Source organism: Vibrio sp. 10N.286.48.C11 (genome assembly GCF_041469805.1).
In the GTDB taxonomy this organism is placed as follows: Bacteria; Pseudomonadota; Gammaproteobacteria; order Enterobacterales; family Vibrionaceae; genus Vibrio; species Vibrio crassostreae_C.
In genome coordinates this window covers 1-13,501 of record NZ_JBFRLK010000022.1, presented here as the reverse complement: position 1 = coordinate 13,501, position 13,501 = coordinate 1, and the positions used below count along the sequence as shown (strand labels likewise).

Sequence of the window (13,501 nt, the reverse complement as noted above, 5' to 3'; positions counted from 1 at the left end):
CCTACAACTTTTAGGTTGACGCACATGGCTTCCCTACTTGGAATTATCACTATTTTAGTTGCCGCTTGGTTACTATCTACGGACAGAAAAAATATTCCACTAAGAACAGTCTCTTTGGCTTTCTTATTACAAATCTCATTCGCGCTATTGGTTCTGTATGTACCAATGGGTAAAGAAGCGTTGAATGCAGCCACAGGTGCGGTATCTAGCTTGATCAACTACGGTCAAGAGGGGATTAACTTCCTATTTGGTGGCCTAACGAATAACGGATTTGTTTTCGCGATTAACGTTCTAGGCATCATTATCTTTTTCTCTGCACTGATCTCTGGTTTGTACCACATCGGCTTTATGCCAAAGGTGATCAACCTTATCGGTGGCGCACTACAAAAGTTCTTGGGCACAGGTCGTGCGGAGTCACTGTCTGCGACTGCAAACATTTTCGTTGGCATGATTGAAGCTCCATTGGTGGTTAAGCCTTACTTGAAGCACATGACGGATTCACAACTGTTTGCCGTCATGGTGTGTGGTTTGGCTTCTGTAGCTGGTGGCACGCTAGTCGGTTATGCATCGCTTGGTGTTGATTTGAACTACCTGATCGCTGCGGCATTCATGTCTGCTCCTGCTGGTCTATTGATGGCCAAGATTTTGGTACCAGGTAGCGCAGATGACGCTCAAGAAAATATTGAGTCTGACGTTGAAATTCCACGAGCAACAAACGTAGTCGAGGCAATGGCAGATGGGGCTATGTCTGGACTTCGTATTGCCGTTGCAGTGGGTGCGACACTTTTGGCCTTTATCAGTGTGATAGCAATGCTGAATGGCTTGTTAGGTATTGTTGGTGGCTGGTTTGGCGTAAACCTAAGCTTCGAACTTATCCTAGGTTATGTGTTCGCGCCTGTTGCATGGCTGATCGGTGTGCCGTGGTCTGAGGCTGTGGTTGCAGGCTCGCTGATCGGTAACAAGATCGTTGTGAACGAGTTTGTGGCTTTCATCCAGTTAATGGACGTAAAAGACGCACTGAGTGAGCACTCAAAAGCGATCGTTACTTTCGCACTATGTGGTTTTGCCAACATCTCTACCATGGCAATTCTGATTGGCGGTTTGGGTAGCTTAGTTCCAGAGCGTCGCTCTTTCATCTCACATTACGGCTTTAAAGCAATTTGTGCGGGTGTGCTTGCCAACCTAATGAGCGCAGCGATTGCGGGCGTGGTGCTTTCTCTATAAGTAATTATTGGTGACTTATAAGCATTTTCTAACTGGGCCATAACCACCCAGTTAACTAATCATGGCTTTACTCCCCCTATAGTAAAGTGACTGATTAATCACAATAATATTCGGTTAGCGTGAAAAAGAGAGCCTATAGTGTAAGAACGTAGGCTTTCTTATTTCATTGAATAGTTTGTACCACAGGGTGTGGTGCAAACCTTTTAGGGGCACAAATGGATTTGTCGATTACTTCTTCTTTGGCGTTAATTGGACTCTTGTCTTTAGCTTGTCAGCAGCTCGGCTGGCGTTTACGTCTTCCCGCCATTCTCCCTCTCCTTATCGTTGGCCTATTGTTAGGTCCCGGCCTGAATATTCTAAATCCCGATGCCATTTTCGGTGATGTGCTGTTTCCTATGATCTCCTTAGGGGTTGCCATCATCTTGTTTGAAGGAGCATTGACCCTAAATTTCAAAGAAATCAGAGGCCATGGCCGGATGGTGACTCACCTCGTGAGTTTCGGCATGTTGATTACATGGGCGTGCATCGTGGTGGGGGCATACTACTTTGTGGACTTCAGTTGGCCGTTAGCCGCACTGTTTGGTGCATTAGTTGTGGTAACTGGCCCTACGGTAATCGTGCCCATGCTTCGCAGTATTCAGCCTAAATCTTCGTTAGGCAGTATCTTGCGATGGGAAGGGATAGTAATTGATCCGATTGGTGCTCTGTTTGCGGTTCTCGTCTACGAGTACATTGTTTCTTCTGCCGACCCTACCGGACACGTTCTGTCAGCTCTGGGCCTGACGTTAGTCATAGGTTTAGGCTTAGGGATCATCGGTGGCCATTTGATTGCCAAGATGCTGCAAGGGCATTGGGTACCGCACTATTTACGTAATGTGGCTGTGCTGACGCTAATGTTGGCGGCGTTCTCGTTTTCTAATGATCTGAGTGAAGAATCGGGTTTATTAACCGTGACCATCATGGGGATCTGGCTTGCCAACGTGAAGGGCTTGGATATCGAAGACATCATCGAATTCAAAGAAACCCTGACCGTGTTACTTATTTCTGCGTTGTTTATTCTGTTAGCGAGCAGGCTCGACTCCGGAACCTTCCTCTCGATAGGTTGGGGTGGGGTTGGCTTGTTAGCGGTAGTGATGCTGGTGGCGCGTCCTTTGAGTGTGTGGATCAGCGGGATCGGCACGGATCTTACCTCTGCGGATAAATGGTTTTTGAGCTGGATGGCACCGCGCGGGATCGTTGCAGCCGCGGTTTCTTCTCTGTTTGCAATCAAACTTCAAGAGAAGCAATTAATTGAAGGCGCAGATTTACTGGTGCCAATGGTGTTCTTGGTCATCATCGGTACGGTTGTGATTCAGAGCCTTACCGCGAGTTGGTGGGCGAGAAGGCTAGGGGTCACTCAAGAGAAAGCGCAAGGGGTTATCTTCTTTGGCGCCACTCACTTTGCAAGACAATTTGCCAAGGTGCTAGCCACACACAACATCAACAGTGTGCTTGCTGATACTAACTGGGAAAGCATTCGCTTAGCTCGTATGGATAACTTGAATGTTTACTTTGGTAACCCAGCTTCAAGCCACGCGGAAAACAATTTGGAACTCGATGGGATAGGGCGTGCGATGATCGTCTCGCCTTATCGTCAAACCAACCCGTTAGTCAGCATGCATTACCAAGACGAGTTTGGTGCCAATAAGGTGTTTGAGCTTGAATCGTCAGAGACTAAGCATGAAAGACATCAAGTGAGCCGCAATAGCAATCGAAGTCTGTTCTCGGAAGGGATTACCTATTCTAAGCTTAACTCGTTGATGGCTCAGGGTAGCCAAATTAAAAGTACAGGTTTGACCGAGGCATTTGATTTAAAAGAGTTTAACGCTTTGTATCCTAAAGCCATTCCTCTTGGGATGATTAATGGCGGTGATTTCCGTTTAATTACACAAGGATCTGAGTTGGAAAAACTCATATCAACGGAGTGTGAGCTTATTAGTTTATTACCGCCTTCTGAACAGACGGAAAAAGTCGAGACTCCAGATAAGTAGCAACGAGCACTTCATCAAAAGCGAGTCACCCCGTTGTAAAAACGAATAGCTAAGTACCAAAGCATCAAAAAAGCCGCAACGTTCATCACGTTGCGGCTTTCTAATTTTATTTATATGCGCTGCGGACTACTTCGAGTGAAATTGCTCGCAAGCGATCATGGTGTTCTCGATTAGGCTCGCAACCGTCATTGGGCCAACACCACCCGGCACAGGTGTGATGAAGCTTGCGCTTTCTTTCGCTACGTCGTATTCAACGTCGCCCACTAGTTTGCCAGATTCTAAACGGTTGATACCAACATCGACCACAACAGCGCCTTTCTTAATCCAAGCGCCAGGAATGAAGTTAGGCTTACCAACGGCAACTACAACAACGTCTGCTTGACGCACGTGACCTTCAAGGTCTTTGGTGAAGCGGTGACATGTTGTCGTTGTACAACCTGCTAGAAGAAGTTCTAGCGTCATTGGGCGACCTACAATGTTTGATGCGCCAACCACAACCGCGTGTTTACCACGTAAGTCGATGTTGTAACGGTCAAGCAGCGTGATGATGCCTTTTGGCGTACAAGAGCGAAGCTTAGGCATGCGCTGAGCCAAACGGCCGACATTGTATGGGTGGAAGCCGTCAACGTCTTTCTCTGGCGTGATACGCTCAAGAACGTGAGTGCTATCAATGCCAGCTGGTAGAGGCAGTTGAACAAGAATACCGTCGATCTCTGGATCGTCGTTCAGTTGGTCTACCAATGTTAACAATTCGTCTTCTGTCGCAGTGGCTGGCAAGTCGTAAGATTTAGATACGAAGCCAACTTCTTCACACGCTTTACGCTTACTTCCAACGTAAACCTGAGAAGCAGGGTCTTCACCCACTAAAACAACCGCTAGGCCCGGAGCGCGTAATCCAGCTTCAGTACGAGCTTTTACACGTGCAGCAACTTCGGAGCGAACCGTTTGAGAAATTAGCTTTCCATCAATATTTTGAGCAGTCATGAATTTCCTTAGTATTGATATTCAAGTTAGTGGCTGATGTTTTTGGCGCATTATTCCAGAAAATCTTTTTGATTACCATCAAGCAAACGTTTGCTTTGGTCTATTTTCCAACACTTATATGTTTGTTGGCCTTTTTTTACCCACTTAGATCAGAATGTTACATAAAGCCGTTGCTTTACTGATTCGAATTCGTATAATTCGTTCCTGTAGCGCGCCCTTAGCTCAGCTGGATAGAGCACCTCCCTTCTAAGGAGGTGGTCGAAGGTTCTTATATTAGGTTAATTCTGGTGTAATGAATTAGCAAGTTTGCAAAGCGGTCGTGATACCACGTTTGGTGCAATGAAGGCCAAACGAAGAAACAATTTGAATTTCGTTTTTTAACTAGTTATAGTTTAAGAACTAAATAATGCGCCCTTAGCTCAGCTGGATAGAGCACGTCCCTTCTAATTGGCTAGTTTATACTAGCATTCAGGTTGGGCCTCTTTTTGGAAACGATAAGAGTGTAAGACGTCAAATTCGGGGAAACCTTACTTTTACGAGTTGGCAATCCCGAGCCAAGCCCAGTTATACTGGGAAGGTGTAGAGACTAGACGGCGTCTACCTAAAGCTTTTAAAGCTATGGTAAAGGGATAGTCCAGCGCACAAAGCCTCTATAGGTGGTAGCGAAAGCTATAGTGTGATGAAGGATGTGGTCGTAGGTTCGAATCCTACAGGGCGTGCCACTTTCGAAGAGCCAGTATCTATTAGTTTAGATACTGGCTTTTTTCGTATGCCTGCTAGAAAATTTCCCATCATTTAAAAACTAAAAAGCCAACGAATCCTTGTTTCCCAATGTCATTGCACCAAAATAAAAATACTGCTAGTTTATATAAAGTTACTTAGGTTAATTATTGGTGCAATGGACTTATGCCTAGAAAAACAAAAAATCTAACCAAGAGAGAGTTAAGAGACGCAGACGGCGTGGTGTTTTATTCATACATATCGAATAAGACAGGTAGGATTGTTGAGCTTGAAGAGCATATAAATGCAATGATTTTGAGTAGCCAACCATACAATACAGTTAAAGCTAAGGCTTCTGATCTTGCTAAATTTTATGATTACTTTATCGAGGCATCGATAGTGATGCATTCAGAAGAGTACAACAATGCAGTTAGTGACAATCCCGCCATAGCAGCAAGTCATGAACTCAGAAGTACATTGACGTTAATTTTTGCTGGGTACGCCTCATTTCTACTTGATGGAAAGCACTCTAAAAACCCTTTAGCAAGAATATGTGCTGAGAACTTAGACTCTAGTTCTCTAAAAAGAGCTTCTGTCAGTCGCATGATATCTAGTTTGTGTGATTTCGTGTCCGCGTCAAATGCCCTTGAGCATAGTTTGCAACGCCAGCGCAATGCGGATGGGCTAATAGATGTAGAACAAGGGCTAACTGCTGTTGGTCAAGAGCTTGGAAAAGTCAGGCACTTATCATACAGAGAACGCGCTGCCTTAGTTGAAAGGTCTTACATGGCATCTTGTATATCTGGTGGTGCAAAGGTCACAATGATTAAGAACTTTTTTAAACTTCCATCCACACCAAAAGCAGAACACGATAAGTTCTTTCCCCTTGAATGCGTTGGACAATTCTATATCAATGTCAAAACCCATCGCGATAGAGCCATATATGCACTTTGTTTTGGAGGCGGGTTGCGTATCTCTGAGGCCGCTTCTATCAGGTTTCAAGATGTTGACGTAGTAAAAGAACACGTCAAGCTACACGACAAAGGCACAATCAGTTATTTAGAATCAGTTAGTTATACTAATGTAGCAGGTAAATCCATTGACCATTACTTAGTCCACTTGATTGAGCCGTTTAAGACTCTATTTTTTGAAGAGTTAACACTTTATTTGGAGAATGAGCGCCCGGAATCGGGTTCTGAATATCTATTTTTACAGTCGCGTGGAGTCAAAAATAAACTCACTGAGGAAATGATTTACCCTCCATATTTTCACTCAAGTGAGAGTACCATCTGTGAGGCTTGGAATCGTAATCTTACAAGAGCGGGTTTGACTGATGAGATTTTCGACAAGCTTGGAACTCACTCGATGCGTCACTTCTATGCGGTCTTTATGCGCAACTTTGCTCCGCGTCCTGAAGGCGGTCAGGGTTATTCAGATCAAGAGATTCAGTACTATATGCGCCACTCTGAACTCAAGAGCACTAAAAAATATTCCAAGGAAAGCTTTGTGAAAATGGCGCAAAAGATTGAAGACACAAACAAAGCACTAATGGAGCATGAAACCGCCTTTTACGAGGGTAGGCCTACCAACAAGTTCGCTATGATCGAAAAACAGAGTAAAAAATTATGATCTTCAACGATACCCTCACAATAGACAGTTTCAGAACTATTGTTGATTCCTTTAGCATTAAATTAAAAGAGAGTTGCGATAGTGCTTTTCCTGCTTCGTACAAACGAAAATTTAAAGGTGCTGACGATGGTAGTGATGATTGTATTGCTACCTTGAATAAAATATCCCAAATGCAACTTTTTGAAATTAAAAGTTTTTTGGTGGAGATGGAATCTTTGCTGAAAATGGAGGTTCGTGGCGATACTAAAGAGAAATACCTTCCCGTGTTGGATAAGCTTGTTCCATCATCCAATAAGATTAGACCGAATGACATCTTTAATCGCATGCACAATATGCGTCTCTTTGTATCTTACCTTGCCTTAAAAAAACTTGTTGCATTGAACCCAATGGTAGGTTCCCACCCTAAATCAACAAATGCTGCGACACGTATTAGCACTACAGCTATGAGCCAATTTATCCCTCCGCTGGCCAGTGATTTATGGCTTGGTGCGACAATGAAGCGATTTGAAACCAACATCTCATTCATACAAGTACCATCATTCAAAAAATGGTATGTGAAACATATTCAATTAGAAAAGTTGTCGACTGATAAGCTCAATCAGTCTTTCAAGAGGTTAGCAGACATCATTGTGGCTTATGGAATTACAGACGCAAATGACATTACCGTGGATGTTTTGCTCAGCTATCATGATAATTTAATGCAGCATCATGATAACAGCCCCGCAAGTTACAATATCAGCCCTGCGATTGACTTACTGGTTCGCGCTGAACTTATGAGTGAAAACGATATCTACAAAGAGTTCACCAAAAGGAGAGTAACAATACAAACGAGCGCAAAGTCAGCATCGAACACAGCAGTATACAGTGAAAAATCGAGCAAACTATGGAAGCTAGTCGGTAAAAATGTTCAGGGAATCAAAGAGATCATAGTTCCTATCAGAGATAGAAAAAACCTTATAGATTATGGCTACTGGTCTGGTAAAGGAGGAAGTGATTCAGCATTTTACCCTGAACAACTGAATGAGGATAACATCTGGGTGGCTGCGCAACATGACTATATTCGAGCGACCTCAAATGAAGCTGGAACAGTCAAGCAAAAAAAGATGCGACTCAGTATTTTTAATAAGTACCTATTCTCATATCTGCCCGCTTATTTCAGTACTGACTTTTCCGGAAAGTTTTCCTATCCAGAGCGACCTGAAGATTTGCTGCATAGTATTTACGTTCAGCGGAGCAATGTATTTGAAATTGAAAATCGAGAAAAATTTACAGAGGGCTTTCAATACCCAGTAACGCTTCAACAGTTTGTTTATGATATGACCTCTGCTGTCCACCGAGATGATACTAAAAGTAACAACAGTGGTAGGGATGCTTTGCTAATAATCAGCAATTTCTTTGATTATCTTACTACTTTAGATTCGGGGTTGGTGCAGAGCTTTAGAAACCCTCTTGTTGGAAAGGCTAAGGAAAAAAAGGGTAACAGGTATGTGAAAAATACCAAGTATGTCTTTGGGTTAGAGTATTGGCTTGGTTTGCGTAGTTTTTGTAAAGAGGTCACTAATCAGATTCTAGATGAGTCAGAGAGAGCGATAGAAACAGGTGTGAACTGTCGGAACTATGTTGTAGTAAATCGAAATGTCAATATTGACGGTAGCGTTCCTATGAAAATAGGTAGAGTAAACCTAAGCCAAATGCCTCAAATAAAGCTGGTCAAGAATGATACGGTCAGGAAGATATATGGCACTAAAGATGAGAACGTGTATATCCATAATCACATCGCATGGTCTCTAATGAATTTAGGTCTTCACTCTGGGCTGAGAAGGTCAAATGCTATTTGGCTGGATGATCGAGAGTGCTTCAATTTATATTCTCCCAATGGTGGCGCGTACCAACAGTTGATAGTGACAAACGATAAGGCAAAAAATGAGCCGTATCCGGTCACGGTATCTAAAGAGACGATGGAGATTTTACGCAAGGTATATAAGATCAAAAAAAGGGCAATGGAGTCCAACCCGAGTATTTGTGGTGACATTCCATATGGTGGTTATGAGGACTCTAAATGGGGAAATATCTCACCATTATTTAGAATAAAAAAGTTTCACAACGACGCCGCGTGTCCTCACTTATTTAGTGAAATGATCAATGAATATGAAGCGTTCCTAACCCGCAATGGTGTTAGCTTTGAGCCTACAACACTTTTTACCCCTACACTTAACTATTCAGTGAGTGAGTTCCTCCACCTTACGAGTTTAGGCGAGTTTGATACAAAGCTATGCGATATTTCAGTTTCATATCATGATTGTCACAAGGCCGTTGCATTTACACCTGTCATTAGAAAAACTCGAGTAACACCGCACTCGTTGCGAACTATGACGGTTAGTGTTTTTGCACCAATTTTAGGGTCGAATGTGGTTGGGAAATACTTGACTGGTCAATCTGAAGCGACAGTCGACTACTATACAAAAAGTCTACCAGATAGCGCCTCAAAGGAATTGATTAATCAGATAGTTATGATCATAGATGATGCTAAGATAAACGATCAGAATACCATACTATCTGTGCGTGATCTGGAAATTAACCAGCAGGCTTTTGAGAAGGAATTGAATGATTCACCAAGTAAGACAATAGATAAGTATAACGCTCAATCGGTAAATTTCGATATGGGCGAAACTGTAATTCAACTCAACGGACTTACCGAGTTGGGGAGAGTTAACACCAACAATATTGCTTACTTCCGTACCCACATTTGCCCTACTGGTGGAGAATGTCCTAAGGAAATTATTAACAGCATTGGTGAGAAAAACTGCCATGCATGTCCATTAACTGTGTGCACAAACAACAACCTCCCTGCGATCACTTCAACAATTCGTCTTTTGTGTGATGACATTAAAACAATAAATACAAAGTTGGATAACTTTGAAATGCTTGAGACAGAAATAAAAGAACTCGAGAACGAGAAAATGGAGTGTGTTATCAAAGCATCATATTGGGAAGTGCGCAAGAACGTGATTGAAGATGCTAACGCCAATGTTAACGGTATCTATTATGTGTCTGACGAGGGCTTGCAACTATTGAATTCAATGAAAGTTCACGGTGCAAGTGAGCAAGAAATGCTCATGTTAAGGTTAAAGGAAACTGAGGGAATTCCGTATTTACATAGTGATAGACTAAAAATGCAAGCCTCTAGGCTCAGAAGAAAAATAGAGGTTAGGGCTAAAGATCGAGTGGGTCAGTCTACTGAAGACCTGTCTGATATAGAGTATTTAGTGGCAGTGGCAAAAACGAAGGCTGATCTTCGAGGATTAACCAATAATGAGATATTGGCTCTGATGAGTACCGGAAACCAGAGATAGCGTTATGGCAACTTTAATTGAGAGGAAACAATCTCTTGCGAAGAAACGAGTTGAATTTGTTGAGAAAATTCTCATTGAGCTAACTGCATCAAATTCGACGTTTGCATCTTCGCGTAAACTTTCGGAGTATGTAGCACAAAAAATGACAGAGTATGGGATGCCTGTCGATAGTTCTACATTAAGGAGAGCAGGTAGTCGATATAAGGTTCTGATCGATAACTTTGTCGGTAAGAAAGAGGAAAAACCTGACGCTAAGGTCAAGCTCGAATTAAAGGTCAGGAAGCAAAACTTGGATATAGAGAGATTGACCACACGCGTGGATGAACTGGAGCATGAAGTCGATGGAAAAGAGAATGAAATTCGGTTGCTGTTAGTTGAAGCGCAGGACAAACGAAACAGTGTCATCGCCTCTATTGCCCCCCCCAAGGCCACAACATATACACAATCTGAATTAGCTACGATCAAGCAATTGCATGAGAGTGATAAAGCGCAGCTTAGTAAGGCTCTTGAAGTTATCGAAAATTTACTAAAACCTGAACTTCGAACAGCGCAAAACATGGAAGGTTCTTTCGTGGTTAAGAATGGTAAAGTCATTGACTTGCTGACGGATAGTGAGCTTTTCAATATGGAAAACCTACCTGACTATTTCAAGGACAAATAATCATTCCGTATACTGGATTTCTTGAAACACTGTCCATAAAGGTACACTTTAGTTACACAAAAACAGCACCTGCCGAGGTGCTGTTTTTGTGTGTAACATAAGGTCTATTCATATTTGTTGACAGGTTGTAACTTAATGCGTAGTGTTTTTGTTACGATACCTAGGTGAGTTTACTTATGACAATTCAAAAAGTTGGATACATACGAGTGTCCAGTGCAGATCAGAACATTGACAGGCAATTAGTCGGTATTGATGTAGACAAACTATTTGTAGAGAGAATGTCTGCTAAGACTGTACGAAACAGACCAGTACTCACAGAGTGCATTGAGTACCTTCGTTTAGGCGACGAGCTGTATGTTCACTCTATTGACAGGCTAGCTAGGAACCTCCTCGACCTTCAAAGCATTATCGAAATGATAAACAATAAAGGCGCTTCGGTTATCTTTCTAAGTGAAAAATTAGAGTTTTCAACTAAAGAAGATCCTTTTGCCAAATTGACGATGCAAATGCTCGGTGCATTCGCAGAGTTTGAGCGAAAGCTGATTAATATTAGGCAGCGTGAAGGAATGCAAGCAGCAAAAGCAAAGGGAAAAAATATTGGTCGCCCTTCTTTATCTCAAGATGTAGTTCAGGCAATCCGTCAAAAAGCGAGTGCAGGTATTCCCAAGTCACAGATTAGCAAAGAGTGTGGTGTATCTCGACAAACAGTGTATCGCGTGCTAGGTGCTAAAAACACATAAGGAATAGGAATGGCAAACGGTCAACAGTTGGCTCAAGAAAACTTGTACAAGTTTGAGGTATGGAAGGCCACTAAGTCTGATTCAGATTATAAGAGCATGATTCATCGAGGCAAGCTCAACCGAGGTGAAATATCAAAGCAAGCTGATATAGGCAAGTCAGCATTTAGACAAAACCCTGCCCTTGCTAAAGCCCTAGAAGATCTAGAGAAATACCTGCGTAGTATAGGAATTCTTCCTAGTTCGGTTGGAAAATCAACCGCCACTAGAGCATCCTCCAGTAAAGAGCGAGACAATAGTGCTATTAAAGTTAGGCTTCTAGAGGCTGAAAATAACAAGTTGAGGTCTGAGATATTGGAGCTTAAAGCCAAACTGTCTCGTTATTCCGAGCTGGAAGAGGTCATCAATACTATGGGTAATATTTTATGAATGTGTCATCTCGGTATTACATCAGAATCACAACTGTGTACGGCTTGAGAAATGGCATGTACAGATTCAATGGTATGTTCGTGCGGATCGACGACTATGTAAATCGTGTACCAGCTAAATCCTATGCTTCGGTAGAATTAAACGAAAAGAAGCTCAATGCTGAACCAAGAGCAGGTCAGGTATGGGAGTTGTTAGGAGACGTGGACGAGAAGGCTGTAAACCATAGTGGTTATGAGCTTACACAATATTCTTTTACCCAACCGGACGCTGTTATGGTGCTACCAGAAACAGTAGAAGAGTTTATTCAGTTTGTTTCTAGGGAACCAGATTTCGAGGGTATTGGAGAGATAAAAGCGCGAAGAGTCTTCGAGGCATTTGGGGTAAAGTTATTTGAGTTACTTGAAACAGGAGAAACGAAGGAGATAAGTGACCTATTCACACCTCAACTGGCAAGTAAGCTCGCAGAAGGGTATCGAAAATACGAAAACCTAAACGATGCTCTCTATTTTGCAAAAATGGGCATTCCGCCATCAGTTCAGCAAAGACTTTTTAAGTACCACAAGTCTGAGGCTGTACAACAGATAAAACAAAATCCTTATTTGTTACAGTACTTTGGTGTCTCATTTAAAGATACAGATACATTAGCAACTGAAGCTTTCAAAGTAGATCTGTATGACCCACGAAGGATGAATGCAATAGTTGAAAAGGCAATGCATCAGCACTGTAAAGAAGGACACACAGTCGCTCAAATTGACGAGCTTTGGCACTTGGTTATGGAGATCTGTGAGGATGATGAAAGTTTGGCTGAGGAGTGCCTTGTAAATGCTCACAGCTCGCTCGCTATCTATTACAACGATAAGACTCAGCAGGTTCACCATACTGGCCTGTACATCATGGAGAGCGTGATCGCCAAGCGTATAAACTATTTGGCGAACTTAGGGAGTGGGTGGCGCTCTAGGGCTGATGAGGCCTACAAAAATGCAGTGGCTCAATTCAAGTTCCCATTAACTGAGAAGCAAAATGAAGCAATAATTCGGAGTCTTGAGCATCACGTATTTATCCTAACAGGTGGAGCAGGTACGGGTAAAACAACTGTAATGAAGGCAATTGTCGATAGCTATATGGCTCTTGACTTCAAAGTGTACGGAGTTGCACTAAGTGGTAGAGCAGCAAAGCGATTGCATGAGTCCATCCTAGTTGAAACTCAAACTATACATAGATTCTTGATGCTGAATGACGCAGATATCAATATCCATGAGTCAACGTTACTTGTGATTGATGAGGCATCTATGGTTGATGTGCCTAGCCTCTATAAGTTAATTATGAAGCTGCCTAAGAGTACACGAATCATATTCGTAGGAGATGATGAGCAGCTACCGCCTATCGGCGCAGGGCTAGTTTTGTCGGAGTTTATACAGTATGGGGATCTACCAAGAACGCACCTTGACGTTGTTCGTCGGCAAAAGGGTGAAACGGGTATTCCTGACTATGCAGGTGACATTAGGAATTCGATAGTCCCAAAGGAACTGAATTATAAGAATGTTTTCTTCACCGAAACCAGTAGGGCTAATATCGTCAACGACATAGTTGATTTATTGCATATTTCGGAGCATTCCGATCAGTCATTTCGGGATTATCCGATCACCCATTTCGGTTTAAACCGATCACTGATTCCGCGATTATCCGATCACTTTTAGCCTAACTCCGAAATCGGTGATCGGAATAGCGAAAACC

At 42.6% G+C, this 13,501-nt stretch carries 9 protein-coding genes; 8 read left to right on the top strand and 1 reads right to left on the bottom strand.

Annotation, left to right across the window (positions count from 1 at the left end; translation table 11 throughout):
• Nucleotides 1-24: 24 nt before the first annotated feature.
• The gene (locus tag AB4209_RS07830; RefSeq protein WP_372055458.1) at nt 25-1,224 is read left to right on the top strand and encodes a NupC/NupG family nucleoside CNT transporter; all 1,200 of its coding nucleotides are present in this window, start codon (nt 25-27) and stop codon (nt 1,222-1,224) included.
• A gap of 215 nt (nt 1,225-1,439) precedes the next feature.
• Entirely contained in the window at nt 1,440-3,254 is a 1,815-nt protein-coding gene (locus AB4209_RS07825; protein WP_372055456.1) for a cation:proton antiporter, read from the top strand.
• A 126-nt stretch (nt 3,255-3,380) separates the two neighbouring features.
• On the opposite strand, the gene folD is transcribed toward AB4209_RS07825, so the two are convergent.
• Nucleotides 3,381-4,238 carry a bifunctional methylenetetrahydrofolate dehydrogenase/methenyltetrahydrofolate cyclohydrolase FolD gene (gene folD / locus AB4209_RS07820; RefSeq protein WP_017062367.1) on the bottom strand — a complete coding sequence of 286 codons (858 nt, stop codon included), beginning with the start codon at nt 4,236-4,238 and terminating at the stop codon, nt 3,381-3,383.
• Between the two features lie 906 nt (nt 4,239-5,144).
• Here folD and AB4209_RS07815 point away from each other — a divergent pair.
• From AB4209_RS07815 to AB4209_RS07790, 6 genes are all read left to right on the top strand, one after another.
• On the top strand, nt 5,145-6,587 hold the full coding sequence (locus AB4209_RS07815; protein WP_371955744.1) for a site-specific integrase: 1,443 nt from the start codon (nt 5,145-5,147) through the stop codon (nt 6,585-6,587).
• Entirely contained in the window at nt 6,584-9,940 is a 3,357-nt protein-coding gene (locus AB4209_RS07810) for a hypothetical protein (RefSeq protein ID WP_372055454.1), read from the top strand. The genes AB4209_RS07815 and AB4209_RS07810 overlap by 4 nt, the downstream gene beginning before the upstream one ends.
• A 4-nt stretch (nt 9,941-9,944) precedes the next feature.
• Nucleotides 9,945-10,601 (top strand): hypothetical protein, encoded by a 657-nt coding sequence (locus AB4209_RS07805; RefSeq protein ID WP_371955746.1) that lies wholly within the window; start codon nt 9,945-9,947, stop codon nt 10,599-10,601.
• Between the two features lie 176 nt (nt 10,602-10,777).
• Nucleotides 10,778-11,341, top strand: coding sequence for a recombinase family protein (locus AB4209_RS07800; RefSeq protein ID WP_371955747.1), 564 nt, complete (start codon nt 10,778-10,780; stop codon nt 11,339-11,341).
• A 9-nt stretch (nt 11,342-11,350) separates the two neighbouring features.
• Entirely contained in the window at nt 11,351-11,767 is a 417-nt protein-coding gene (locus tag AB4209_RS07795; protein WP_371955748.1) for a VPA1267 family protein, read from the top strand.
• 56 nt (nt 11,768-11,823) lie between these two features.
• On the top strand, nt 11,824-13,464 hold the full coding sequence (locus AB4209_RS07790) for an AAA family ATPase (RefSeq protein WP_372055451.1): 1,641 nt from the start codon (nt 11,824-11,826) through the stop codon (nt 13,462-13,464).
• Nucleotides 13,465-13,501 lie beyond the last annotated feature (37 nt).

What these genes read in the sequence shown, in the direction of transcription:
- AB4209_RS07830 (WP_372055458.1), top strand. Translation starts at nt 25, where the DNA reads ATGGCTTCCCTACTTGGAATTATCACTATTTTAGTTGCCGCTTGGTTA.
- AB4209_RS07825 (WP_372055456.1), top strand. Translation starts at nt 1,440, where the DNA reads ATGGATTTGTCGATTACTTCTTCTTTGGCGTTAATTGGACTCTTGTCT.
- folD (WP_017062367.1), bottom strand. Translation starts at nt 4,238, where the DNA reads ATGACTGCTCAAAATATTGATGGAAAGCTAATTTCTCAAACGGTTCGC.
- AB4209_RS07815 (WP_371955744.1), top strand. Translation starts at nt 5,145, where the DNA reads ATGCCTAGAAAAACAAAAAATCTAACCAAGAGAGAGTTAAGAGACGCA.
- AB4209_RS07810 (WP_372055454.1), top strand. Translation starts at nt 6,584, where the DNA reads ATGATCTTCAACGATACCCTCACAATAGACAGTTTCAGAACTATTGTT.
- AB4209_RS07805 (WP_371955746.1), top strand. Translation starts at nt 9,945, where the DNA reads ATGGCAACTTTAATTGAGAGGAAACAATCTCTTGCGAAGAAACGAGTT.
- AB4209_RS07800 (WP_371955747.1), top strand. Translation starts at nt 10,778, where the DNA reads ATGACAATTCAAAAAGTTGGATACATACGAGTGTCCAGTGCAGATCAG.
- AB4209_RS07795 (WP_371955748.1), top strand. Translation starts at nt 11,351, where the DNA reads ATGGCAAACGGTCAACAGTTGGCTCAAGAAAACTTGTACAAGTTTGAG.
- AB4209_RS07790 (WP_372055451.1), top strand. Translation starts at nt 11,824, where the DNA reads ATGTACAGATTCAATGGTATGTTCGTGCGGATCGACGACTATGTAAAT.